Raw genomic sequence first — 22,272 nt, forward strand, 5'->3', positions numbered from 1 at the left:
GCGGACGGCGCGGATGTCGACCTTAGGGGCGTCCGGGGCGTTGCGCCTCGTCCTTCCGGCCGGTTCGGGTCCGGCCGGAAGGACGAGGGCGGTGGTGCGGGAGGGGTTACAGGGTGGCGGCCGCCGACTTGATGGCGGAGGCGAAGGTGGAGACCTCGGTGTAGACGCCGGGGTAGTTCGGGCGGGCGCAGCCCTGGCCCCAGCTGACGATGCCGACCTGGATCCAGGCGTTGTTGTTGTCGCGGCGGAACATGGGGCCGCCGGAGTCGCCCTGGCAGGTGTCGACGCCGCCCTGGGGGAGGCCGGCGCAGATCTCCTCGGACGGGACGAGGTCGCTGCCGTAGGAGCTCTGGCAGGAGGCGTCCGAGACGAAGGGGACCTGGGCCTTGAGCAGGTAGCGCTGCTGGGCGCCGCCTTCGCGGGCGGCGCCCCAGCCCGCGACGGTGAAGGTGCCGTTGTCGTAGGCCTTGGTGTCGGCGATCTTGAGGGTGGGCAGGTTGATCGGCTGGGCGAGCTTGATCAGGGCCCAGTCCTTGCCCTGGCCGTTGTAGCCGGGGGCCTGGAGCACCTTGGTGGACTTGACCTTGATGGCGCTGCTGCTCTGGAGGTCGACGACGCCGGCGGTGGCGGTGATGGAGGTGTTGTTGCCGGAGCCGCTGACGCAGTGGGCGGCGGTGAGGACGATCTGCTGGGTGTAGAGGGCCCCGCCGCATCCCATGGAGAGGCGGACCATGAAGGGGAACTCGCCCTGCGCGGCGCGGGTTCCGCCGACGACGGGGGCGGGTGAGGCGCTGGCGCCCGAGGGCTGGAGGCTGACGGTCGCGAGGGCGACGGCTCCGACGGCGAGGGAACGCTTGACGATGCTGCCGAGGGTGGTCACGGTCAACACACTGCCTTTCGTGGGGGGTTGGGCCGTGCGCGTCATCGGGTGAATGACGCGTCCATGACACATCCCTCCCCGCGCCGCCATCAAGGGCGCCTTTTCGGACAGATTCCGCCCGCCACGGGAAGAATGAAGATCATTCACCAATCGGCCACGAAAAGTTCCCTACCGGCCAGTAGACATGGGTGGGGATCTGGCCAACTCTGGTCACGTACATGCCAAGCCATGCCCGCCCAGCCGTGACCGAGGAGCGCCCCCACATGCGCATCAGCCGCCGCACCCGCACGTCCCGCACCACCGCCGCCGGCGTGGCCGTCGCCGCCGCCGCGCTGGCCCTGCTCCCGGCCACCGCCGCCGGAGCCGCCCCCGCCGCCCCCGCGCCGGTCCCGGCGCCGGTCACCGCCGCCGCCATCACCTCCGCGCCCGGCGGCAACGCCGCGATCCTGGGCATCGACTACGCCACCTGGCAGCGCGACGTGGCCGCCGTCGTCGACGCCGCCCGCCCCGCCATCGAGCAGCGCATCGCCGCCTCCCCGGCCGGCGAGAAGCCCGCGATCGTGCTCGACATCGACAACTCGTCGCTGGAGACGGACTTCCACTGGTTCTGGACCTTCCCGACGCCCGCCATCGACAAGGTCCGCGCACTGACCCGGTACGCGGACCAGCGCGGCGTGGCAATCTTCTTCGTCACCGCCCGTCCCGGGATCGTGTACTCGATGACCGAACGGAACCTGAAGCAGGTCGGCTACCCCGTCAGCGGGCTGTACGTGCGTGACCTGCCTGCACTGTTCGAGCAGGTCAGCGCGTACAAGACGGCCAAGCGCGCCGAGATCGAGGCGCGCGGCTACACGATCATCGCCAACATCGGGAACAACGAGAGCGACCTGGTCGGCGGCCACGCCGAGCGCACCGTCAAGCTCCCGGACTACGGCGGCAAGCTGTCCTGACCGGCGCCCGTCAGAGGCCGCCGCCGCAGCCTCCGCCGCACCCGCCGCCGCAGCCCCCTCCGTCCCCGCAGCCGCCCGGCCCGGCACCGCCGTCACTGCCGCTGTAGCCGGAACCGCTGCTGTGTCCGCCGCCCTGGCCCTCGTGGAAGACCGCCGCGGCCAGGGCGGCGAGCAGGAGGGGCGCGGCGGCGATGGCGGCCGCCCACCAGCCGAGCCGCCCCTGCGTGTCCTGGAGGTCCGGATCCAGCAGGATCCAGCCCAGCACCCCCCACACCCCCGCGCACAGCACGGCCACGACCCAGCATCCGAACCGGCTCATCCCCCACCACCCCGTCCGTCGTATCCGGTGTTGTGGCGTGGTGCCCGGAATGCGGCAGCGGAACACCCGGCTCCGTCAGGAGTCGTCCCGCTCCGCCGCGATGGCGTTGGCCGCCGCCCAGGCGAAGGCCATCGCCGGGCCGATGGTCGCGCCCGGGCCGGGGTAGGTGTCCCCCATCACCGCCGCCGAGCAGTTCCCCGCGGCGTACAGGCCCGGGACCGGCGTGGAGTCCTCGCGCAGCACCCGGCCGTCCCCGTCGGTGACCAGGCCGCCCTTGGTACCGATGTCCCCCGGGTGCACGGGGACGGCGTAGAAGGGGCCCTTGTCGATCGGCGCCAGGTTCGGATGGGGCAGCGTGGGATCGCCGTAGTAGCGGTCGTAGACGCTCCGGCCCCGCCCGAAGTCCTCGTCGACGCCCCGCTCGGCGAAGCCGTTGAACCGGCGCACCGTCGCCGCCAGGGCGGGTGCGGAGATCTGCCGGGCCAGCTCCTCCACGGTCGCGGCCTTCCGCAGGAACCCGCTCTCCAGCCACCGCTTCGGGAAGGGCTGCCCGGGGAAGAGGCCCGCGAAGATGTACCGGGCCCGTGAGCGGGCGTCGAGGACCAGCCAGGACGGCACCGTGGTCGCCTCCGGCCGGTCGGCGGCGTACATCCGGTCCGTGAAGGCGTGGTACGGCAGGGCCTCGTTGGCGTAGCGCTCCCCCGCCTCGTCGACGATGACCATCCCCGGGATGCCCCGGTCGGCGACCAGGAAGAACGGCTTCTCCCCCGGCGGGCACACCGACGGCGCGCCCCACACCCGGTCCAGCAGGTCGGTGGCCGCACCCAGCTCCTCGCCGAGCCGCAGGGCGTCGCCGGTCTGGCCGGGCGAGGCGTGCGTCCAGGCGGTGGAGGTGGGCTTGGGCAGGTGCTTCTCGCGCAGCTCCTGGTCGTGCGAGAAGCCGCCGGAGGCCAGCACCACCCCGCCCCGGGCCCGTACGGCGACCTCGCGCCCCGACTGCGCGACGCGTACGCCGGCCACCCGGCCGGCCCCGTCCGTGACCAGCCCGGTCAGCGGGGCGGACAGCCACAGCTCCCCGCCCAGCCGGTCCAGCGACAGCCGCAGCCGGGCGACCAGCGCCTCGCCGAGGGAGACCGGCCGCCGCCCGGTGGCCAGCGCGCCCAGCGCCCGCGCCCCCACCTTCAGGGCGGTCAGCCGGCCGGCCCGGGTGCGGGTGACCATGTTCAGGAAGCGGAAGTCGTACGAGGTCATGGTCAGCCCGTACGTGGGCAGCCCGGCCCGGCGCATGTGGCGGGCCGCCTCCCCCAGCCGCCGCAGGTCCACGACGCAGGGCTCGACGGAACGCCCCTGGGCCATGCCCCCCTGCGCCTCGGGGAAGTAGTCGGGGTAGCCGGGGGTGTACATGAAGCGGACGTCGGTGCGCTCGTGGAACTCCCGCAGCATGCGCGGCCCGTGGCTGAGGTAGGCCTCCTTGCGGGCCTCGGGGACCCGGTCGCCGACGGTGGCGTCGAGGTAGGCGCGCGCCTTGTCCCGGGTGTCGGCGATGCCGGCCCGGTCGAGGTGGAGGTTGCCGGGGACCCAGACCGCGCCGCCGGACAGCGCGGTGGAGCCGCCGTACAGTTCGGTCTTCTCCACGACCAGGGCGCTCAGCCCGCGCAGCCGGGCGGTGACGGCCGCGGCAAGCCCGGCGGCGCCGGAGCCGACGACGACCACGTCGTACTCGTACGCGTACTCGTGCTGGTCTGTCATCCGAAGGCTCCGGTGGCGTAGTGGCTGCGGAAGTACAGCAGGGGCGATCCGTCCGCGCGGGCGGCGAGCCCGAGCACGCGGGCGGTGACGAGATGGTGGTCGCCGGCCTCGTGGACGGACTCCGGGACGCAGTCGAGGGTGGCGAGCGCGCCGGGGATGCGGACGGCCCCGTCCGGACCGGCCTCCCAGTCCAGGCCGGCGAACTTGTCGTCGCCGGGGCGGCCGAGGGCCTCGCACACGGCCCGCTGCTCCTCGGCGAGGACGCTGACCCCGAACCGGCCGGCGGCCCGGATCCGGGGCCAGCTGGTGGAGGACCGGCCGACGCACAGCAGGACGAGCGGCGGGTCGAGGGAGAGGGAGGCGAAGGACTGGCAGGCCAGTCCGGCGGGGCGGCCGTCCCCGTCGAGGGCGGCGACGACGGTGATGCCGGAGGCGAAGGCGCCGAGGACCTCGCGGAAGGCGGCGGGCCCGGTCAGCCGTTCCACTGGTGGCCCCAGAAGCTGTCGGCCGTGATCTCCTTGGCGGTCCAGGAGGCGGGGTCGACGAGGAGTCCGTCCCAGCCGTACTCGACCTGGAAGCCGCCGGGGGCCTGAGCGTAGAAGGACACCATGTGGTCGTTGGAGTGCCGGCCGAGGGTGGAGGCGATGGGGATGCCGGCCGCGTTCATCCGGTCGAGGCAGTAGCCGACGTCGTCGAGGCGCTCCAGTTCGACCATGAAGTGGACGATGCCGGGGGGCAGCGCGCCGGGGTAGAGGCCGAGGCTGTGGTGGCGGCGGTTGGGGCTGAGGAAGTGCATCCGGTGGAAGTCGGGGCCGGGGGCGGCGGTGGGGACGGCGGCCGGGGGCAGCTTCATCGAGTCGCGCAGCTGGAAGCCGAGGAGGTTCTCGTAGAAGTCGAGGGTGGCGTCGGTCTCGGGGGCGGGGAGCACGACGTGGCCGAGGCCGAGGTCCTGTCCGGCGGCGGCGGTGACGAAGCGGTTGCCGTAGCGGGCGGGGAGCGGGGTGTGGTCCTGGGCCTGGCCCCAGTAGAGCTCCAGGGGGTTGCCGCTGGGGTCCTCGGTGTGGACCAGTCCTTGGACGCGGCGGTCGGCGAGGGTGTGCGCGTCGGCGGGCTTGGCGGGGAAGCCGGCGGCTTCGAGTGCGGCGGCGGCCTCTGCGAGGGCGCGGGCGCCGGGGAGTTCGAAGCCGGCGGCGAGGAGCCGGTTCTGCGGCCCGGAGACGAACTGGAAGCGGTGGGCGCGGTCGTCGATGCGGACGTTCAGCAGCCCGTCCCCGCCGCCCTGTGCCTCGGCCATGCCGAGGACGTCCAGGACGTAGGTGCGCCAGGCGGCGAGGTCGGCGGTCTGGATGCGGAGGTAGCCGAGTGCGCGGATGTCCATGCGGGGTCCCTGTCCGGTTCAGTGGAGGAAGAAGTCGGTGGCGAGGCGGTTGAACTCGTCGGCGGCCTCGGTCTGCGCCCAGTGGCCGCAGCGGGGGAAGACGTGCAGGCGGGCGTCGGGGATGGTCTTGAGGGCGAGGAGGGCCCCGTCGACGGGGTTGACCCGGTCCTCGCGGCCCCAGGTCAGCAGGACGGGGCAGGTGATGCGGTGGGCCTCGCGCCAGAGCATCGTCTCCTCGGGCCACTTCGCGAACGAGGCGGCCATGCGGGCGTTGCCGAGCCGGGCCTCGGGGTCGGTGGCCTGGGCGTAGCGCTCCTCGACGAGGGCGTCGGTGACGACGGCCGGGTCGTGGGCGAGGGTGGTGAGGAACGTACGCATCTGCGCGCGCGTGGGCTCGGGCGAGGCGGCGAACTCGGTCAGGCGGCGGATGCCTTCGGTGGGGTCGGGCGAGAACAGGTTGAGGGAGATCCCGCCGGGGCCCATGAGCAGCAGCTTCGCCACCCGGTCGGGATGGTCGAGGGCGATCCGGGCGGCGGTGCCGCCGCCGAGGGAGTTGCCGATGAAGTGGGCGCTCGCGATGCCGAGTTCGTCCATGAGGGCCACGACCGCGCGGGCGCTGTGGGCGAAGTAGTGGCGGTCGGGTTCGGGCTTGTCGGAGCGGCCGTAGCAGGGCTGGTCGACGAGCAGGGTGCGGAAGCGCTCGGCGAAGTGGGGCAGGTTGGCGCCGAAGTTGGACCAGCCGGAGGCTCCGGGGCCGCCGCCGTGCAGCATGATCACGGCGGGCGCGTCGGACGGTCCGGCCTCGTGGAGGTGGAGGGTGAGTCCGCCGGCCTTCACGAAGCGGGAGGTGTTCTCGTGGGTGAGGTCTTCCCGGGGACTCACAGCATCGTGTCCTGGATGTCGAGGCCGAGGGCGCCCTGGCCGAAGAGGACCAGGGCCCGTTCGGGGTCGTTGGCGGCGTGGCCGCGGCCGGTGTGGACGTCGCGCCAGGCCCGCTGGAGGGGGTTCGGGCCGGTGCGCATGGCGCTGCCGCCCGCGTTCTCCACGAGCAGGTCGACGGCGGCGACGCAGCGTTCGGTGGCGAGGACCTGGTCGCGGCGGGCCCGGGTGCGCAGCCGCACGGGCAGGGGTTCGCCGCGTTCGGCGAGGGCGTACAGCTCGTCGATGTTGCGCCGCAGCTGGAGCCAGGAGGCGTCGATGTCGCTGGCGGCGCGGGCGATGCGGACCTGTGCGAAGGGGTCCTCGGCGACCTGCTGTCCGTAGGAGACGCGGAAGCGTGCGCGGGTGGCGGCCACGTACTCCTCGTAGGCGCCTTCGGCGATGCCGACGACGGGGGTGGAGATGGTGGTGGTGAAGACGGCCGCGTAGGGGAGGCGGTAGACGGGTTCGGGGTTGGCGGCGTGGCCGGGGACCTGGAGGGCGGTGACCGGGCCGAAGCTGAGGGCGCGGTGCTCGGGGACGAAGACCTGGTCGAGGACGATGTCGTTGGAGCCGGAGCCGCGCAGGCCCACGGTGTCCCAGACCTCGTCGATGCGGTACTGGGAGCGGGGGACGAGGAAGGTCCGCATGTCGACGGGCCGGCCGTCGGCGTCGGTGACCAGTCCGCCGAGCAGGGCCCAGTCGGCGTGGTCGCAGCCGGAGGAGAAGTGCCAGCGGCCGCTGAGGGTGAAGCCGCCGGTGGCGGGGGTGACCTCGCCGGTGGGGGCGTAGGAGGAGCAGATGCGGGTGTCGCGGTCCTCGCCCCACACCTCCTGCTGGGCGCGGGGGTCGTAGAGGGCCACGTGCCAGGGGTGGACCCCGACGACGGAGGCGACCCATCCGGTGGAGCCGCAGGCCTTGGCCACCTCCTTGACGGCGGAGTAGAAGACGCCGGGGTGGGCGGCGCGGCCGCCGTGGGCGCGGGGCTGGAGGAGCCGGAAGAAGCCGGTGTCCGTCAGCTCCTTGATGCTCGCGTCGGGGACCTTGCGCTGGGCCTCCGCCTCGGCGGCGCGTTCGCGCAGGGCCGGGGCGAGGGCGCGGACTGCGTCGAGGACGTCTTCGTCGCTCATGGTGTCCCTTCTCTGGGTCGTCGGACGGGCCGACGGCTTCGGGGTGCGGTGAACGTACGCCTGCGGCCGCGGGGGGTGGAACGCGGTGTTCCCGCTGAGTGGGAAGGCCCGGCGAAGGCCCTTCGCGGCCTCCCCCGACGCCCCCTCGCCGTCCCCTGACCGCCGCCCACCCCTCCGACCAGACGATCAGGAGTATTACTGAATGAAATACATGCCTCCCGGTGCTTCCCTGCGCGCCGGGGCCCGTGGCAGGGTCGCCCCAACGCCTCACGCAGGGGGTTTCCTCGTGCTCGACCAGGTCATGGACACCGAGCTGACGCCGCTGTCGCTGCTGGAGAAGGCCGCGAAGGTGCTGGGCGCCTTCGAGGGCGCGCAGCCGCGGCTCTCGCTCACCGAGGTGGTGCGCCGGTCCGGGATCCCGCGCTCCTCCGCCCACCGGATCCTGGACCAGCTGGTACGGCTGCGCTGGCTGGACCGCGACGGCCGGGACTACCGGATGGGCATGCGGATGCTGGAGCTGGGCGCCCTCGCCTCCCACCACAACCGGCTGCGCCGGGCCGCCCTGCCGCTGCTGCACGAGCTGCACGAGCGGACCGGCCAGCTGGTGCACCTCTCGGTGCTGGACGGGGCCGAGGTGGTCTGCCTGGAGCGGATCGGCGGCTCGGACGCCACCGCCGTGCCCTCCAGGGTCGGCGGCCGGATGCCGGCGCACGCCACGGCCGCCGGGAAGGCGGTGCTCGCGTTCAGCGATCCGGGCACCGTCGAGCACGTCCTCGCCCAGGGGCTGCGCCCGCGCACGGCCCGCACCCTGGTCCGGCCGCAGGCCCTGCGCGCCGAGCTGGCGGCGACCCGCGAACGGGGCGTCGCCTACGACCGGGAGGAGGGCTTCCGGGGCGTCTCGTGCGTGGCCGCGCCGCTGCGGGGCTCCGGGCGGGCGATCGCCGCCGTCTCGGTCTCCTCCTGCCGGGGCGAACGCGAACTCGCCCGGCTCGCACCGGCCGTGCTGGCGTGCGCGCGGGCGGTGTGGCGGGAGCTGTACGGGCCCGGCCGCGCGGGCCGTTCGGCGTCCGCGCCGCCCCCTGACCTGGAGCCGGCGGTGTCGGAGCGGGCGATGGACAACATGATGGGCTGGCTGCGGTTCAGCGAGTGGATGTAGCGGGTAGTCATATGGCAGCGCACGAGAAGGGCTCCGGACCCGACCCCTCGCCAGGGGGCCGGACCCGGAGCCCTTCTGCCGTTCCCGCTACCCGTCGTAGGTGATCCGGACCCGGTCGGTCAGCGGCAGCGCCTGGCAGGCCAGGACGTACCCCCCGGCCAGGTCCTCGCCGTCCAGGACCTCGTTGCGGGCCATCTTCACCCCGCCCTCCAGCACCCGGCAGCAGCAGGCGGCGCACGCCCCCTCCCGGCAGGAGTACGGGGCTTCGAGCCCGGCGGCGAGCAGGGCGTCGAGCAGGACCGTCCCCCGGTCCCAGGCGACGGTACGGGTCAGCCCGTCGAGCCCCACCTCGGCCACCACGGCACCCGGCCCGCCCGCGGAAGGCACGGACGCGGGCTCCGCGAAGACGTCGGCGCCCAGGGAGAAGTAGCGCTCGCGGTGGATCCGGCCCCCGGGCGCCCCCGCCGCGCGCAGGGCGGCGTCGGCGGCGTCCATCAGCGGACCCGGCCCGCACAGCCACGCCTCGCGCCCGGCGTACGGGGCCAGCAGGCCCCCGAGCAGGTCCGCGGTCGGCAGCCCCTGGAGCTCCTCCAGCCAGTGCACGACGGTGAGCCGCCCGGGGTGCGCCGCGGCCAGTTCCCGCAGCGCGTCCCGGAAGACCACCGACCCGGGACCGCGGTTGGCGTACACCAGGGCCACCCGTCCCCCGCCGGCCGCCAGGGCCGACGTGGCCAGGGAGAACACCGGGGTGATCCCGCTCCCGCCGGCCACGAGCAGCAGGTCGGCGTCCAGGCCGCCGGGGCCGGGGGTGAAGGTGCCGGCGGGCGGCAGCACCTCCAGTTCGTCCCCCGGGCGGACGCGGTCGCAGAGCCAGGCCGAGCCGGAGCCGCCGGGGACCCGTTTGACGGTGATGCGCATCGGCTCGCCGGTGTGCGGGGAGCTGGCCAGGGAGTAGCAGCGGGCCGCTCCGCCGGGGATCCGGACGGTGAGGAACTGCCCGGGACGGTAGGGCAGTTCGGGCTCCAGGACGAGGGAGACGGCCTCCGGGGTCTCCTGGACGCGGTCCGTGACGCGGACCCGCAGCGCGCCGCGGGCTCCGCCCCGGGCTGCGGGCGCGCCGGCCGGCGCGGGGCCTTCGGGGTCAGGCACCGGCGGGCACCTCCAGTCGGCCTTCGCGGACGGCGGCTTCGATGCTCGCGCGCAGCGCCGCGCAGGAGCGGACGCGGGCGCTGGGCCGGCCGTCGGCCTCGGCGGCGATGCGCGGGCAGACGGCGGCGGCTTCGGCGGTCCACTGCACCTGGGTGTGGGCGGGGCTGAACTTCTCGCACAGCACCTCGTTGCCGCACTCCCCGCACGCGACGGGGCGCATCAGCCGGCCTCGGCGCGGCGGGCGGCGAGGTTGGCGGCGACCTCGGCCTTCCAGGCGGCGGTGGCGCGGGTGGTGTCGATCTCGAACTCGAAGCGGCGGACCATCTCGTCCCCGACGTCGGCGGCGTCGACGTAGAACTGCTCGTACCAGCGGCGGAGCTGGTAGACGGGGCCGTCCTCCTCGGTGAGGAGGGGGTTGTCGATGCGGGTCTTGTTCTTCCAGATCTCCACGTCCTGCTCGAAGCCGACGGCGAGCCCCTCGGCGGTGAGGCGGGCGGCGTCGGCGGCCTGTTCGCCGCTCATGCCGGGGAGCCGCTTCACGATCGCCCCGTACATGAGCACGAAGCTGTTCTCGTCGACCGGGTAGTGGCAGTTGATCAGGACGGATTCCATCTCCAGCCCGCCGCCGACGTCGCTCCACAGCCGGTCGATCATGTAGGAGGGGCCGTAGTAGGAGGCGTCGGAGCGCAGGCCGCCGCCGGTGGACAGGGTGCCGAGGTCGACGTCGCCGCGCGGGGTGGACTCCATGTACTGGGTGGCGACGTGTCCGTCGAAGACGTTCTTGAAGTAGTGCGGGAAGGCGTAGTGCACGTAGTAGAAGTGCGCCATGTCCACGACGTTGTCGACGATCTCGCGGCAGTTGGCGTTCTCGACGAGCAGGGAGTTCCAGCTCCAGTCGCTCCACTCGTCGCTGCCGAAGCCCTCGATGGCGGGGATGGTGACGTCGGCGGGCGGCGGGTTGCCCTCGGGGTCGTGCCAGACGTAGAGCTGGCCGTTGCGTTCCAGGGTGGTCCAGGCGCGGGTGCGGGCGCGGGGCGGGACGCGGCGGGCGTAGGGGACGTCGGCGCAGCGGCCGTCGCCGGACCAGCGCCAGTCGTGGAAGGGGCAGGCGACGGTGTCGCCCTTGACGGTGCCGTGGGCGAGGTTGCCGCCCATGTGGGGGCAGAAGGCGTTCAGGACGTGCAGTGCGCCGTCGTCCGCGCCCTGGAAGACGACGAGGCGGGTGCCGAAGGCCCGTACCTCGTGCGGGGTGCCGTCGCGGAAGGCGGCGGCGAGGCCGAGGCAGTGCCAGCCGCGGGCGAAGCGGGCGGGGACGGCGGCGGCGCGGATGACGCGGGGGCCCTCGTCGTCCGCGGCGCCGGTCGCGGGGGTGGAGGCGGGGGTGGGGGTGGGCGAGGTCATGGGCTGGCGCCCTCCACTTCTTCGGGGTGAGCGGTCGGGACGGAGCTGGGGCCGCCGGGCGGCTCAGCGCTCGGCGGCGAGTTCGAGGGCGATGTCGATCAGCTGGTCCTCCTGGCCGCCGACCAGGCGGCGTTCGCCCGCGCGCAGCAGGATCTCGGCGCCGGGGACCCCGTAGCGCTCCGCCTGGACCCAGGCGTGCTTGAGGAAGCTGGAGTAGACCCCGGCGTGGCCCATGAGCAGGGACATTCGGTCGAGGCGGCACTCCTCGTCCATGACGGGGCGGACCACGTCCTCGGCCGCGTCGATGATCTTCAGGACGTCGATGCCGGTGCGGATGCCCATCTTCTGGCAGACGGCGGCGAAGGCCTCGACGGGCGTGTTGCCGGCGCCCGCGCCGAGGCGGCGGGTGGATCCGTCGATCTGGAGGGCGCCGGCGCGCACGGCGGCGACGGAGTTGCCGACGCCGAGGCCGAGGTTCTCGTGGCCGTGGAAGCCGACCTGCGCGTCGTCGCCGAGTTCGGCGACGAGGGCGGCGACGCGGTCGGTGACCTCGTCCATGACGAGCGCTCCGGCGGAGTCGACGACGTACACGCACTGGCAGCCGGCGTCGGCCATGACGCGGGCCTGGCGGGCGAGGGCCTCGGGGGTGGTGGAGTGGGCCATCATCAGGAAGCCGACGGTCTCCAGGCCCATGTCGCGGGCGAGGCCGAAGTGCTGGACGGAGATGTCGGCCTCGGTGCAGTGGGTGGCGATCCGGCAGATGCTTCCGCCGTTCGCGTGGGCGGCGCGGATGTCGTCCTTGACGCCCAGTCCGGGGAGCATCAGGAAGGCGATCTTCGCGTGGCGGGCGGTCTCGGCGGCGGCCCTGATCAGCTCCTGCTCGGGCGTCTTCGAGAAGCCGTAGGTGAAGGAGGAGCCGCCGAGGCCGTCGCCGTGGGCGACCTCGATGACGGGGACGCCGGCGTCGTCGAGGGCGGCCACGACCGCGCGTACGTCCTGGGTGGTGAACCGGTGGCGCTTGGCGTGGGAGCCGTCGCGCAGGGAGGAGTCGGTGACGCGGACGTCGAGCGCGGCGGAGTACGTCTTCACAGCGGGAGGCCCTTCGCGATCTCCTCGCCGGCCTTCGTGGCGGCGGCGGTCATGATGTCGAGGTTTCCGGCGTAGGGGGGCAGGTAGTCTCCGGCGCCCTCCACCTCCAGGAAGACCGCGACCCGGGCGTTGCCCCCGCTGAGCGGGGAGGGGTCGTCGAACTGCGGCTCGGCGCGCAGCCGGTAGCCGGGGACGTAGGAGGCCACGTCCTCGGCGACCGCCTTCACGGAGGCCGTGATCGCCTCGCGGTCGGCGTCGGCCGGGATGGCGCAGAAGACGGTGTCGCGCATGACGACGGGGGGCTCGGCGGGGTTGAGGATGATGATCGCCTTGCCGCGGGCGGCGCCGCCGATCTCCTCGATGCCGCGGGCGGTGGTGCGGGTGAACTCGTCGATGTTGGCGCGGGTGCCGGGGCCGGCCGAGACGGAGGCGACCGAGGCGACGATCTCGGCGTAGGCGACGGGCACCACGCGCGAGACGGCGTACACCATGGGGATGGTGGCCTGGCCGCCGCAGGTGATCATGTTGACGTTGTCGGCGTCGAGGTGGGCCGTGAGGTTGGCGGCCGGGACGACGGCGGGGCCGACGGCGGCGGGGGTCAGGTCGACGGCCTTGATGCCGAGTTCGGCGTAGCGGGGGGCGTTGGCCCGGTGCACGTACGCGGAGGTGGCCTCGAAGACCAGGTCGGGCAGCTCGTCCTGGGCGAGGAGCCGGTCGACGCCCTCGTGGGAGGCTTCGATCCCGGCCCGGCGGGCGCGGGCGAGGCCCTCGCTGGCGGGGTCGACGCCGATCATCCAGCGGGGTTCGACGTACGGGGAGCGGAGCAGTTTGTAGAGCAGGTCGGTCCCGATGTTGCCGGAGCCGACGATGGCGGCGGTCGCTTTCTTCATGCGCACCTCAGCGGTCAGCGGAAGGAGAGGGAGACCGGGCCGAGCCCGGTGAAGGTGGCGGTGTAGGTCCGTCCGGCGTGGACGTCGACGGCGCGGGTGCAGGATCCGGGGAGGATCAGGTGGCCCTTGCGCAGGGGGACGCCGAAGCGGGCGACGGTGCGGGCCAGCCAGGCCACCGCGGTGGCGGGGTCGCCGAGCACGGCGTCGGAGCGGCCGGCGGCGAGGGTTTCGCCGCCGCTTTCGAGGCGGGCCTCGATGGCCTTCAGGTCCAGTTCGCGCGGGTCGCGGCCCTCGCCGATGGCGTAGCCGGCGGAGGAGGCGTTGTCGGCGATGGTGTCCGCGATGGTGATCCGCCAGTCCGCGATGCGGCTGTCGATGAGCTCCAGGGCGGGCACGACGCGTTCGGTGGCGGCCAGGACGTCGGCCTCGGTGCAGCCCTCGCCGGGCAGGTCGGCGCCGAGGACGAAGCCGACCTCGACCTCGATGCGGGGCGCGCAGTACGCGGCGGCCCGGACGGGGGTGCCGGGGTGCAGCTCCATGGTGTCGAGGAGGTGGCCGTAGTCCGGTTCGGCGACGCCCATCATGGCCTGCATGACGGGCGACGACAGGCCGACCTTGTGGCCGGTGACGGTGGCGCCGTCGGCGCAGCGGCGGCGGACGTTGAGGAGCTGGATCTCGTACGCGTCCTGCGTGCCGATCCCCTCGAACAGCTCGGCCAGCGGCCGTACGGGGGTCCGTGCCAGCTCCGCCGCGCGCAGCAGCCCGGCGGCCTCGTGCCTGAGCCGGTCGTTCGGCATGGGGGTCCTCCCGGCTGCGGTGGTGTGTGGTGCCGCAGACGGTAGGCGCGGGGCGGTGGCGGGCGGGAGGCGGTGTTCCCGCTGAGCGGGAAGCCGAGCGGGAAAGGGCGGCGGGGGGGGGGCCCCCCCGCGCCCCCCCCCCCCCCGGGCGGGGGGCCGGGGGGAGGGGGGCCCCCCCCCCCGCCCCGCCCCCGGGGGGGGGTGTGGGTGGGTGGGCAGGGGGGGGGGGGGGGGGGGGGGGGGGGTCCCCGGGGCGGGGCAGGCGGCGGGGGACGGGGGGGGGGGCGGGCCCCCCGGGGCCCCCCCCCCGCCGCTCTGCCGTTCGCTAGGACTTCCTGGGACCGCCCGGGCAGACCTGCCAGGCGAGGTGGTAGAGGGTGCTGACGCTGGCGTCGGTGGAGTCCATGGCCATGAAGCTGGTGGCCTGGGGGCTGGAGGTGCCGGCGTTCACGCGAAGTTCGGTGTTGATGTTGAAGTTGCGCTTCTCGCCGCACGGGGCCCAGACGAGGTCGGCGTACTCCGTCTTGTCGCTCGTCTGCCAGTTGTCGTTGAGGGGGCCGCTGAACTGGTGGGTCCGCTGGGCCGTCTGCGGCATGCCCTGGAAGTAGTAGTTCGCCCTTTCCTGGCCGGAGGCTCCGGGCTGGAGGAACGCGAACCCGCGGTAGTCGGCCTGCACGATGGCGTAGGTGAAGCCGGAGGGCACGTGGACGCGGAGGTTGAGCTGGCAGTTCTTGCGGAAGGCGGTGGGCGGGGCTCCGGGTCCGACTTGGGCCATGTACTCGCTGTAGGTGACGGTGAAGGCGGTGTTGTCGGGGGCGACGGCCACCTGGGCGGTGCCCTCGCGGCAGCCGGAGCCGTTGACGGTGGCGAGTTCGATGACGATCTTGTCGGGCGGGACGGTGATCGGACCGCCCGCCACGGCGGGGGTGGACGCGGTGACCAGGGCGGCGGCCGCGGCGCCGATGAGCAGGGTGCGGGTCCGGTGGCGGGACAGGGCGTGGGACATCGTTGTCACTCCTGACCTTCGGGTCGTGTTCACGCGCTCGCGCGCCGGCGTCAGGCGGTGGGACATTCCTTCCACTCGAAGTGGTAGACGGTGCTGACGCTGCCGTCGGTGGAGTCCATGCTCATGAAGCTCAGCGCCTGCGGGCTCGACGTGCCGCCGTAGACGCGCAGTTCGGTGTTGACGTTGAGGTTGCGCTCCTCGCCGCAGGGGGCCCAGACCAGGTCGGCGTACTCGGTCTGGTCGCTGGCCTGCCAGTTGTCGCTGAAGGGGCCGTTGAACTGGTGGGTGGTGCGGGCCGTCTGGGCGTTGCCCTGGAAGTAGTAGTTCGCGCGCTCCTGGGCGTAGGCCCCGCGCTGGAGGTGGGCGAAGCCGCGGTAGTCGGCGCGGGCGATGGCGTACGTGAACCCCTGGGGGACGTGGATCCGCAGGGCCAGCTGGCAGTTCTTGCGGAAGTCGGTGCCGCTGGAGCCGGCGCCGGTCTGCGCGAGGTAGTTGCTGTAGGTGACGGTGAAGGCGGTGTTGTCGGAGGCGGCGGCGACGGTGGCGGTCCCCTGGGGGCAGCCGGAGCCGTTGACGCCGACGACGTCGACGGTGATGCGGCCGGGCGGCGGGATGTACGGGGGGTCGGCGGGGGCGTGCGCCTGTGCGGGTACGGCGGCCACGGCCGACAGCACGGCGATGGCGGCGCCGACGGCGATTCTGCGGAGCGGCATGCGGGTCCCCTTCGGTCGGGAATTCGGCGTGGACATGCCATCACGCTGCCGCTGGGGCGGGGAGGGCGTGATACGGCCAACGCCGTTCCGGGGTGCCCCCGGAGCCGCTCCCTGGCCGGAACCGGCGGAACCCCCGCGTCCGCCACCCCGCCCATCAGGCGGTGCCCGCCGCCCCTGATCCACCCCACCCCCCACGATGGCCGGTTCCCCCGGGCGGGGGCAGCCGCTGCGCGGGGCGGTCCCCTACCCGCCCTTCGCCCGTTCCCTGGGGGCTCCGCCCCAGACCCCGCGCCTCAAACGCCGGCGAGGCTGATTTCAGCCCCGCCGGCGTTTGAGGCGCGGGCGCGGTAGCGCCGTACGGGTCCGGGCGAAGCCCGGGGAACGGTGGAAGGGCGGGTAGGGGACCCCGCTCCGCGCAGCGGCACACCACCCGCACCCAACCCACCGGCACCCGCCCGCCCGGGGCGCCCCGCCCCCGGCGGGCCGGGACTACCGGGCCCCGTACACCGGCTGCGCCGGCTCCGCCTCCGCGAGGAGCTTCGTCACCGCCACCCCCGCCCCCGACGGAGTCCACCGCGCGCCCCGGTCGGCGGTGGGGCCGGGCCGCCAGCCCTCCATCACCGTGATCCGGCCGCCCTCCACCTCGAAGACCCGTCCCGTGACGCCCGCCGAGTCCTCGGAGCCCAGCCACACCACCAGCGGGGACACGTTCTCCGGGGCCATCGCGTCGAAGTCCCCGGTCTCCGGCTCGGCCATCGACTCGGCGAAGGTCTGCTCGGTCATCCGGGTCCGCGCCGCCGGGGCGATCGCGTTGACCTGGACCCCGTACCGCTCCATCTCGGCCGCCGCCACCAGCGTCAGGCCGAGGATCCCCGCCTTGGCGGCGCTGTAGTTGCCCTGGCCTACGGAGCCCAGCAGCCCCGCCCCCGAGGAGGTGTTGACCACCCGGGCGGCCCGGGCGCGCCCGGCCTTCGCCTCGGCCCGCCACCACCCGGCGGCCGCCCGCAGCGGCAGGAAGTGCCCCTTGAGGTGCACCCGCATCACCGCGTCCCAGTCGGCCTCCCCCAGGTTGACCAGCATCCGGTCCCGCAGGAACCCGGCGTTGTTGACCAGGGTGTCCAGGCCGCCGAAGGTGGAGACCGCGCAGTCCACCAGCGAGGCCGCACCCCCCTCGGAGGCTATGTCCCCGCCGTGCGCCACCGCCTCCCCGCCCCGGGCCCTGATCTCCTCGACGACCAGCTGCGCCGGGCTGTCGGGCCCCGGGCGGCCGTCGAGGCCCACTCCGAGGTCGTTGACGACCACCCGCGCGCCCTCCGCCGCGAAGGCGAGGGCGTGGGCCCGGCCCAGCCCCCGTCCCGCGCCCGTCACGATCACCACGCGTCCGTCCGCAATGCCCATGTCCGCCTCAGCTCTCCTTGTTGACCGTTGCCGCGTCCAGGAACGCGGGGCGCTCCCCGCCCCCGTGCACCAGCAGGCTCGCGCCGCTGACGTAGCCCGCCCGGCCGGAGGCCAGGAAGACCGCCGCCTCCCCCACGTCCGAGGGCTCGGCCAGCCGTCCCAGCGGCACGGTGGCGCCGACCGCCGCGACGCCCGCCTCGTCCCCGTAGTGCAGGTGCGCCAGCTCGGTCCGCACCATGCCCAGCACGAGCGAGTTGACGCGTACTTCGGGCGCCCATTCCACGGCCATCGAGCGGGCCAGGTTCTCCAGGCCCGCCTTGGCCGCGCCGTAGGCCGCCGTGCCCGGCGAGGGGCGGGTGCCGCTGACGCTGCCGACCATCACGACCGAGCCGCGGCTCTCGCGCAGCCACGGGTACGCGGCGAGCGAGGCCGTCATCGGCGCCACCAGGTTGAGTTCGACGACCCTCGCGTGACGTTCGGCGGCGCCCTCCCCGAGCAGCCGGTACGGGGTTCCGCCCGCGTTGTTCACCAGGCAGTCGAGCCGCCCGTGGCGGGCGGCGACGGCGTCGAAGAACTCCCCCACCGCGACCGGGTCGCGCAGGTCCACGGCGGTGAAGGCGGCCTGCCGTCCGCCCGCCGCCACCGGCTCGTCCGGTGGCCGCCGGGCGCAGACGACCACCTCCGCCCCGGCCGCGAGGAAGGAGCGCGCGATCCCGGCGCCCACCCCCCGGGTTCCGCCGGTGACGACGGCGACCCTCCCATTGAGCTCCATCGGCTGCTACCTTCCTCACCTAACAAATGTTTGGTGGAAAGGTAGCTGATCCGCTCATGGGTGTCTCCACCTCCGGCCCGGCCAAGGGCATCGCACTCGTCACAGCCGACTTCCCGCCCGTCAACGCCCTCCCCGTCCAGGGCTGGTACGACCTCGCCGACGCACTGCGCGCCGCCGGCCGGGACCCCGAGGTCCGCTGCGTGGTCCTGGCCGCCGAGGGCCGGGGCTTCAACGCCGGGGTCGACATCAAGGAAATGCAGCGCGACACCGGCCACGGCGCCCTGATCGGCGCCAACCGCGGCTGCTACGAGGCCTTCGCCGCCGTCTACGAGTGCGAGGTGCCGGTGGTCGCCGCCGTGAACGGGTTCTGCCTGGGCGGCGGCATCGGGCTCGTCGGCAACGCCGACGCCATCGTGGCGTCCGACGACGCCGTCTTCGGGCTCCCCGAGCTCGACCGGGGCGCCCTCGGGGCCGCCACCCACCTGGCCCGGCTCGTCCCGCAGCACCTGATGCGCGCCCTGTACTACACCTCGCGCACCGCCACCGCGGCCGAACTCCACGCGCACGGCTCCGTCTGGAAGGTGGTCCCGCCCGAACGGCTGCGGGAGGCCGCCCTGGAGCTGGCGGCCGAGATCGCCAAGAAGGACGGCTACCTGATCCGCCTGGCCAAGGCGGCCATCAACGGCATCGACCCCGTGGACGTGCGCCGCAGCTACCGCTTCGAACAGGGCTTCACCTTCGAGGCCAACCTCAGCGGGGTCGCCGACCGCGTCCGCGACACCTTCGGCAAGGGCTCCGCTCACGGAGAGGGATGGGAGGAATCCGCATGACGGACAAGACGATGACCCCCGAAGAGGTGGTCGGGCAGCTGAGCAGCGGGATGACCGTCGGCATCGGCGGCTGGGGTTCCCGGCGCAAGCCCATGGCCCTGGTGCGGGCACTGCTCCGCTCGGAGATCACCGATCTCACCGTGGTCGCGTACGGCGGCCCCGACGTCGGGCTGCTGGCCGCCGCGGGACGGATCCGCAGGCTCGTGGCCCCCTTCGCCACCCTCGATTCCATCGCTCTGGAGCCGAACTTCCGGGCCGCCCGCGAGAGCGGGGCCATCGCCCTCACCGAGTACGACGAGGCCATGTTCATGTGGGGGCTGCACGCCGCCGCGAACCGGCTCCCCTTCATGCCCGTCCGGGCCGGCATCGGCTCCGACGTGATGCGGGTCAACCCCGGGCTGCGCACCGTCACCTCCCCCTACGCCGACGGCGAGGAGTTCGTCGCCGTCCCCGCCCTGCGCCTGGACGCGGCCCTGGTCCACCTCAACCGCGCCGACCGGCTCGGCAACGGCCAGTACCTGGGCCCGGACCCCTACTTCGACGACCTCTTCTGCGAGGCCGCCGACGCCGCGTACCTCTCCTGCGAGCAGCTCGTGGAGACCGCCGAGCTGGCCAAGTCCGGCCCCCCGCAGTCCCTCCTCGTCAGCCGGCACTCCGTCACCGGCGTGGTGGAGACCCCCAACGGCGCGCACTTCACCTCCTGCGCCCCCGACTACGGCCGCGACGAGGCCTTCCAGAAGCTGTACGCCGCCACCCCCTGGCCCGAGTTCGCCGCCCGCTTCCTGGCCGGCGGGAGCGAGCACGACTACCAGACCGCCGTCCGGACCTGGCACGAGGAGCAGCAGTGACCGCCGAGACCGCCGCCACCCGGCAGGAGTACTGCGTGATCGCCTGCGCCGAGGCCTGGCGCGACAACGGAGAGGTGCTCGCCAGCCCGATGGGGCTGATCCCCTCCTTCGGGGCCCGGCTCGCCAAGCGCACCTTCTCCCCCGACCTGCTGCTCACCGACGGCGAGGCCCTGCTGGTCGGCCTGGACGGCACGCCCGAGGGCTGGCTGCCGTACCGGCGCCATCTGACGATGGTCACCGGCGGGCGGCGGCACGTGATGATGGGCGCCAGCCAGATCGACCGCCACGGCAACCAGAACATCTCCTGCATCGGCGACTGGGAGCGGCCCTCCCGCCAGCTCCTCGGGGTGCGCGGCGCTCCCGTCAACACCCTGAACAACCCGGTGAGCTACTGGGTCCCCCGGCACTCCCCCCGGGTGTTCGTCGAACGCGTCGACATGGTCAGCGGGGTGGGGTACGACCGCGCGGCGGCGGCCGGGGTGACCCGCTTCCACCGGCTGCCGCGGGTGGTCAGCGACCTCGGGGTCTTCGACTTCACCGGCCCGGACCACTCGATGCGCCTCGCCTCCCTGCACCCGGGCGTCACGGTCGAGCAGGTCCGCGCGGCGACCGGGTTCGAGCTGGCGGTCGCGGACGGGGTCCCGTACACGCGGGAGCCGACCGCCGTGGAACTGCGGCTGATCCGCGAGGTGATCGACCCCAGGGGTCTGCGCGACCGGGAAGTCCGGGTCTGAGGTACGGCGGGACGACGGCGGAGGAGCGGAGTCGGCGATGGAGACGGCATTCACCAAGCTGGTCGGGGTCCGGTACCCGATCGTGCAGACGGGCATGGGCTGGGTGGCCGGGCCGCGGCTGGTCTCGGCCGCGGCGAACGCGGGGGCGCTGGGCATCCTGGCCTCGGCGACCATGACCGTGGAGCAACTGCGGGCGGCGGTGCAGGAGGTCAGGTCCCGTACGGACGCGCCGTTCGGGGTGAACCTGCGGGCGGACGCCGGGGACGCGGCCGAGCGGGTGCGGCTGATCATCGACGAGGGCGTGCGGGTGGCCTCGTTCGCGCTCGCCCCGTCCCGGGAGCTGATCGCCCGGCTGAAGGACGCCGGGGTGGTCGTGGTTCCCTCCATCGGGGCGCGCCGGCACGCCGAGAAGGTCGCGGCCTGGGGCGCGGACGCGGTGGTCGTGCAGGGCGGCGAGGGCGGCGGGCACACCGGTGACGTGGCCACGACGGTGCTGCTGCCGCAGGTGGTCGACGCGGTGGACATCCCGGTGATCGCGGCGGGCGGCTTCAGCGACGGCCGCGGTCTGGTCGCCGCCCTGGCGTACGGGGCGGCGGGCATCGCGATGGGCACCCGTTTCCTGCTGACCTCCGATTCCACCGTCCCGGACGCGGTGAAGGCCGAGTACCTGAGGGCCACGGTCAAGGACGTCACCGTCACCACCGCCGTCGACGGGCTGCCGCACCGGATGCTGCGCAGCGAGCTGGTCGCGTCCCTGGAGCGGTCGGGCCGCGCCGGGGCGCTGGCGCGGGCGGTCCGGCACGCGGCCGGCTTCCGGAAGCTGTCGGGGCTGTCCTGGGCGCAGATGGTGCGCGACGGCCTGGCGATGAAACACGGCAAGGACCTGTCCTGGAGCCAGGTCCTGCTGGCGGCGAACACCCCGATGCTCCTGAAGGCGTCCATGGTCGAGGGCCGTACGGACCTCGGCGTCATGGCATCGGGCCAGGTCGCGGGGGTGATCGAGGATCTGCCGTCCTGTGCGGAACTCGTCTCCCGGGTCATGGCCGAAGCACGACAGGCAATGGAAGCACTGCACTCGCTCCACACCCTGCCACCACCAGGGTGATCCCCCTTCTCCGTTACAGGAGTCGCACGATGAGCCGTGCCCGAATCCGCCTGGCGACCGCGGCGGCCGCCGCCGCCCTCGCCATCGGGACCCTGCCCGCCGTCTCCGCGTACGCGGCGCCGGCCGGCACCGCCGCGTCCGCCAGGCAGCCGCACCATGGGCAGTACTCTGCCGAAACGATCCGCCAGATCCCCCTGCAAGGTGCCGTCAACGTCCGCGACATCGGCGGCTACCGCACCTACACCGGCGGTCGGGTCCGCCAGGGGCTGGTGTACCGCTCCGACGCACTGAGCAAGCTGACCCCGGCGGACATCACCACCGTCTCGGGTCTCGGCCTCACGAAGGTCGTCGACTTCCGCGTCCCGATGGAGCTCCAGTACGACGGCGCCGACCGGCTGCCCGCAGGTCTCACCGCCACCGCCCGCCCGGTCGACGACCTGGGCCTGTACGGCACCCTGGTCGGCGCGATCGCCACCGGCGACCCCGTCAGGCAGGAGCAGATGCTCGGCGGCGGGCGCGCCGAGGCGTACATGCGGGACGTCTACCGCAACTTCGTGACCAGCGCCGGGAACCGGGCGCAGCTGGCGACGACCCTGCGGGAGATAGCGGACGGGAAGCAGGGCCCGCTGCTGTACCACTGCACGTCCGGCAAGGACCGTACGGGCTGGCTGAGTTACGTCCTGCTGCGTTCGCTGGCCGTGCCGCAGGACACGGCCGAGCGGGACTACCTGGCCTCGAACACGTTCCGGGCGACGTACGACGCCCAGGTCCGGGCGGGCCTCAAGCAGTCGGGGCGGATGCAGAACCCGGACCTGCTGATCCCGCTCCAGGAGGTCCGCCAGGACTACCTGGACGCGGCGACGGCGCAGCTGGAGGCCGACTACGGCAGCTTCTACGGCTACCTCACGGCCGGGCTGGGCCTGGACCTGCGGACGCTGGTGAAGCTGCAGGACAAGCTGGTCCGCTGACCGGTCCGGGCCGGGCGGGCCCGGGAACGACGGACGCCGGGCGGTGCGCTGTGCGCGCCGCCCGGCGTCCCGTCGTCCGTGCTCGTGCCGCG

At 73.8% G+C, this 22,272-nt stretch carries 24 protein-coding genes; 7 read left to right on the top strand and 17 right to left on the bottom strand.

Annotated features, from left to right (window positions below; genetic code table 11):
* Positions 1-106: 106 nt before the first annotated feature.
* Positions 107-889 (bottom strand): S1 family peptidase, encoded by a 783-nt coding sequence (locus ACIPW5_RS30270; RefSeq protein WP_401251608.1) that lies wholly within the window; start codon positions 887-889, stop codon positions 107-109.
* A 254-nt stretch (positions 890-1,143) separates the two neighbouring features.
* On the opposite strand from ACIPW5_RS30270, the gene ACIPW5_RS30275 reads away from it, so the two are divergent.
* A complete protein-coding gene (locus tag ACIPW5_RS30275) occupies positions 1,144-1,830 on the top strand; it encodes an HAD family acid phosphatase (RefSeq protein ID WP_401251611.1) in 687 nt (228 codons plus the stop codon).
* Positions 1,831-1,840: 10 nt separating this feature from the next.
* Here the strand turns inward: ACIPW5_RS30275 and ACIPW5_RS30280 are convergent, their stop codons facing one another.
* From ACIPW5_RS30280 to hsaA, 6 genes are all read right to left on the bottom strand, one after another.
* Positions 1,841-2,149 carry a hypothetical protein gene (locus tag ACIPW5_RS30280; protein ID WP_401251614.1) on the bottom strand — a complete coding sequence of 103 codons (309 nt, stop codon included), beginning with the start codon at positions 2,147-2,149 and terminating at the stop codon, positions 1,841-1,843.
* A 75-nt stretch (positions 2,150-2,224) separates the two neighbouring features.
* Complete coding sequence (locus ACIPW5_RS30285) at positions 2,225-3,898, bottom strand: FAD-dependent oxidoreductase (protein ID WP_401251617.1); 1,674 nt, start codon at positions 3,896-3,898, stop codon at positions 2,225-2,227.
* Positions 3,895-4,383, bottom strand: coding sequence for a flavin reductase family protein (locus tag ACIPW5_RS30290; protein ID WP_401251619.1), 489 nt, complete (start codon positions 4,381-4,383; stop codon positions 3,895-3,897). Before ACIPW5_RS30290 ends, ACIPW5_RS30285 begins: the two co-directional genes overlap by 4 nt.
* Complete coding sequence (locus ACIPW5_RS30295) at positions 4,371-5,276, bottom strand: VOC family protein (RefSeq protein ID WP_401251621.1); 906 nt, start codon at positions 5,274-5,276, stop codon at positions 4,371-4,373. The genes ACIPW5_RS30290 and ACIPW5_RS30295 overlap by 13 nt, the downstream gene beginning before the upstream one ends.
* An 18-nt stretch (positions 5,277-5,294) precedes the next feature.
* Positions 5,295-6,158 carry a 4,5:9,10-diseco-3-hydroxy-5,9,17-trioxoandrosta-1(10),2-diene-4-oate hydrolase gene (gene hsaD, locus ACIPW5_RS30300; RefSeq protein WP_401251624.1) on the bottom strand — a complete coding sequence of 288 codons (864 nt, stop codon included), beginning with the start codon at positions 6,156-6,158 and terminating at the stop codon, positions 5,295-5,297.
* Complete coding sequence (gene hsaA, locus ACIPW5_RS30305; protein ID WP_401251627.1) at positions 6,155-7,324, bottom strand: 3-hydroxy-9,10-secoandrosta-1,3,5(10)-triene-9,17-dione monooxygenase oxygenase subunit; 1,170 nt, start codon at positions 7,322-7,324, stop codon at positions 6,155-6,157. Before hsaA ends, hsaD begins: the two co-directional genes overlap by 4 nt.
* A gap of 286 nt (positions 7,325-7,610) precedes the next feature.
* Between hsaA and ACIPW5_RS30310 the strand changes: the two genes are divergently transcribed.
* Positions 7,611-8,480: an IclR family transcriptional regulator gene (locus tag ACIPW5_RS30310; protein ID WP_401251630.1), complete on the top strand. Its 870-nt coding sequence runs from the start codon at positions 7,611-7,613 to the stop codon at positions 8,478-8,480.
* Positions 8,481-8,567: 87 nt separating this feature from the next.
* On the opposite strand, the gene ACIPW5_RS30315 is transcribed toward ACIPW5_RS30310, so the two are convergent.
* The 10 genes from ACIPW5_RS30315 to ACIPW5_RS30360 form a co-directional block, all read right to left on the bottom strand.
* The gene (locus ACIPW5_RS30315; RefSeq protein ID WP_401251633.1) at positions 8,568-9,629 is read right to left on the bottom strand and encodes a 2Fe-2S iron-sulfur cluster-binding protein; all 1,062 of its coding nucleotides are present in this window, start codon (positions 9,627-9,629) and stop codon (positions 8,568-8,570) included.
* Positions 9,622-9,849, bottom strand: coding sequence for a hypothetical protein (locus tag ACIPW5_RS30320; RefSeq protein WP_401251635.1), 228 nt, complete (start codon positions 9,847-9,849; stop codon positions 9,622-9,624). Before ACIPW5_RS30320 ends, ACIPW5_RS30315 begins: the two co-directional genes overlap by 8 nt.
* Positions 9,849-11,030, bottom strand: coding sequence for a Rieske 2Fe-2S domain-containing protein (locus ACIPW5_RS30325; protein ID WP_401251638.1), 1,182 nt, complete (start codon positions 11,028-11,030; stop codon positions 9,849-9,851). Before ACIPW5_RS30325 ends, ACIPW5_RS30320 begins: the two co-directional genes overlap by 1 nt.
* Before the next feature lie 63 nt (positions 11,031-11,093).
* Positions 11,094-12,119, bottom strand: coding sequence for a 4-hydroxy-2-oxovalerate aldolase (dmpG, locus tag ACIPW5_RS30330; RefSeq protein ID WP_401251641.1), 1,026 nt, complete (start codon positions 12,117-12,119; stop codon positions 11,094-11,096).
* Positions 12,116-13,009, bottom strand: a complete 894-nt coding sequence (locus ACIPW5_RS30335; protein ID WP_401251644.1) for an acetaldehyde dehydrogenase (acetylating) — start codon at positions 13,007-13,009, stop codon at positions 12,116-12,118. The genes dmpG and ACIPW5_RS30335 overlap by 4 nt, the downstream gene beginning before the upstream one ends.
* A 14-nt stretch (positions 13,010-13,023) precedes the next feature.
* The gene (locus tag ACIPW5_RS30340) at positions 13,024-13,806 is read right to left on the bottom strand and encodes a 2-keto-4-pentenoate hydratase (protein WP_401251648.1); all 783 of its coding nucleotides are present in this window, start codon (positions 13,804-13,806) and stop codon (positions 13,024-13,026) included.
* A gap of 325 nt (positions 13,807-14,131) precedes the next feature.
* On the bottom strand, positions 14,132-14,812 hold the full coding sequence (locus ACIPW5_RS30345) for a DUF4360 domain-containing protein (RefSeq protein WP_401251651.1): 681 nt from the start codon (positions 14,810-14,812) through the stop codon (positions 14,132-14,134).
* 50 nt (positions 14,813-14,862) lie between these two features.
* Entirely contained in the window at positions 14,863-15,525 is a 663-nt protein-coding gene (locus ACIPW5_RS30350) for a DUF4360 domain-containing protein (protein ID WP_401251654.1), read from the bottom strand.
* Positions 15,526-16,014: 489 nt separating this feature from the next.
* Positions 16,015-16,923, bottom strand: a complete 909-nt coding sequence (locus ACIPW5_RS30355; protein ID WP_401251657.1) for an SDR family oxidoreductase — start codon at positions 16,921-16,923, stop codon at positions 16,015-16,017.
* A 7-nt stretch (positions 16,924-16,930) separates the two neighbouring features.
* The gene (locus tag ACIPW5_RS30360; RefSeq protein WP_401251660.1) at positions 16,931-17,695 is read right to left on the bottom strand and encodes an SDR family oxidoreductase; all 765 of its coding nucleotides are present in this window, start codon (positions 17,693-17,695) and stop codon (positions 16,931-16,933) included.
* 56 nt (positions 17,696-17,751) lie between these two features.
* Here ACIPW5_RS30360 and ACIPW5_RS30365 point away from each other — a divergent pair, with 56 nt between their 5' ends.
* Genes ACIPW5_RS30365 through ACIPW5_RS30385 form a run of 5 tightly spaced genes read left to right on the top strand, consistent with a single transcriptional unit; the run spans position 17,752 to position 22,180 of the window.
* Complete coding sequence (locus ACIPW5_RS30365) at positions 17,752-18,525, top strand: enoyl-CoA hydratase family protein (RefSeq protein WP_401251662.1); 774 nt, start codon at positions 17,752-17,754, stop codon at positions 18,523-18,525.
* Positions 18,522-19,373: a CoA transferase subunit A gene (locus tag ACIPW5_RS30370; RefSeq protein WP_401251665.1), complete on the top strand. Its 852-nt coding sequence runs from the start codon at positions 18,522-18,524 to the stop codon at positions 19,371-19,373. The genes ACIPW5_RS30365 and ACIPW5_RS30370 overlap by 4 nt, the downstream gene beginning before the upstream one ends.
* Positions 19,370-20,107 (top strand): CoA-transferase subunit beta, encoded by a 738-nt coding sequence (locus tag ACIPW5_RS30375; protein WP_401251668.1) that lies wholly within the window; start codon positions 19,370-19,372, stop codon positions 20,105-20,107. Before ACIPW5_RS30370 ends, ACIPW5_RS30375 begins: the two co-directional genes overlap by 4 nt.
* 37 nt (positions 20,108-20,144) lie before the next feature.
* Entirely contained in the window at positions 20,145-21,212 is a 1,068-nt protein-coding gene (locus ACIPW5_RS30380; protein WP_401251670.1) for an NAD(P)H-dependent flavin oxidoreductase, read from the top strand.
* A gap of 29 nt (positions 21,213-21,241) precedes the next feature.
* A complete protein-coding gene (locus ACIPW5_RS30385) occupies positions 21,242-22,180 on the top strand; it encodes a tyrosine-protein phosphatase (RefSeq protein ID WP_401251673.1) in 939 nt (312 codons plus the stop codon).
* Positions 22,181-22,272: the final 92 nt, after the last annotated feature.

It is taken from the genome of Streptomyces sp. NPDC090077, from assembly GCF_044747545.1.
Classification (GTDB): Bacteria; Actinomycetota; Actinomycetes; order Streptomycetales; family Streptomycetaceae; genus Streptomyces.

Bases quoted from the DNA above. Each gene is read 5' to 3' on its own strand.
- ACIPW5_RS30360 (WP_401251660.1), bottom strand. From the start codon at position 17,695: ATGGAGCTCAATGGGAGGGTCGCCGTCGTCACCGGCGGAACCCGGGGG.
- ACIPW5_RS30340 (WP_401251648.1), bottom strand. From the start codon at position 13,806: ATGCCGAACGACCGGCTCAGGCACGAGGCCGCCGGGCTGCTGCGCGCG.
- ACIPW5_RS30380 (WP_401251670.1), top strand. From the start codon at position 20,145: ATGGAGACGGCATTCACCAAGCTGGTCGGGGTCCGGTACCCGATCGTG.
- ACIPW5_RS30320 (WP_401251635.1), bottom strand. From the start codon at position 9,849: ATGCGCCCCGTCGCGTGCGGGGAGTGCGGCAACGAGGTGCTGTGCGAG.
- ACIPW5_RS30325 (WP_401251638.1), bottom strand. From the start codon at position 11,030: ATGACCTCGCCCACCCCCACCCCCGCCTCCACCCCCGCGACCGGCGCC.
- ACIPW5_RS30280 (WP_401251614.1), bottom strand. From the start codon at position 2,149: ATGAGCCGGTTCGGATGCTGGGTCGTGGCCGTGCTGTGCGCGGGGGTG.
- ACIPW5_RS30355 (WP_401251657.1), bottom strand. From the start codon at position 16,923: ATGGGCATTGCGGACGGACGCGTGGTGATCGTGACGGGCGCGGGACGG.
- ACIPW5_RS30365 (WP_401251662.1), top strand. From the start codon at position 17,752: ATGGGTGTCTCCACCTCCGGCCCGGCCAAGGGCATCGCACTCGTCACA.
- ACIPW5_RS30370 (WP_401251665.1), top strand. From the start codon at position 18,522: ATGACGGACAAGACGATGACCCCCGAAGAGGTGGTCGGGCAGCTGAGC.
- ACIPW5_RS30385 (WP_401251673.1), top strand. From the start codon at position 21,242: ATGAGCCGTGCCCGAATCCGCCTGGCGACCGCGGCGGCCGCCGCCGCC.
- ACIPW5_RS30295 (WP_401251621.1), bottom strand. From the start codon at position 5,276: ATGGACATCCGCGCACTCGGCTACCTCCGCATCCAGACCGCCGACCTC.
- ACIPW5_RS30285 (WP_401251617.1), bottom strand. From the start codon at position 3,898: ATGACAGACCAGCACGAGTACGCGTACGAGTACGACGTGGTCGTCGTC.
- ACIPW5_RS30275 (WP_401251611.1), top strand. From the start codon at position 1,144: ATGCGCATCAGCCGCCGCACCCGCACGTCCCGCACCACCGCCGCCGGC.
- ACIPW5_RS30350 (WP_401251654.1), bottom strand. From the start codon at position 15,525: ATGCCGCTCCGCAGAATCGCCGTCGGCGCCGCCATCGCCGTGCTGTCG.
- ACIPW5_RS30335 (WP_401251644.1), bottom strand. From the start codon at position 13,009: ATGAAGAAAGCGACCGCCGCCATCGTCGGCTCCGGCAACATCGGGACC.
- ACIPW5_RS30345 (WP_401251651.1), bottom strand. From the start codon at position 14,812: ATGTCCCACGCCCTGTCCCGCCACCGGACCCGCACCCTGCTCATCGGC.
- hsaA (WP_401251627.1), bottom strand. From the start codon at position 7,324: ATGAGCGACGAAGACGTCCTCGACGCAGTCCGCGCCCTCGCCCCGGCC.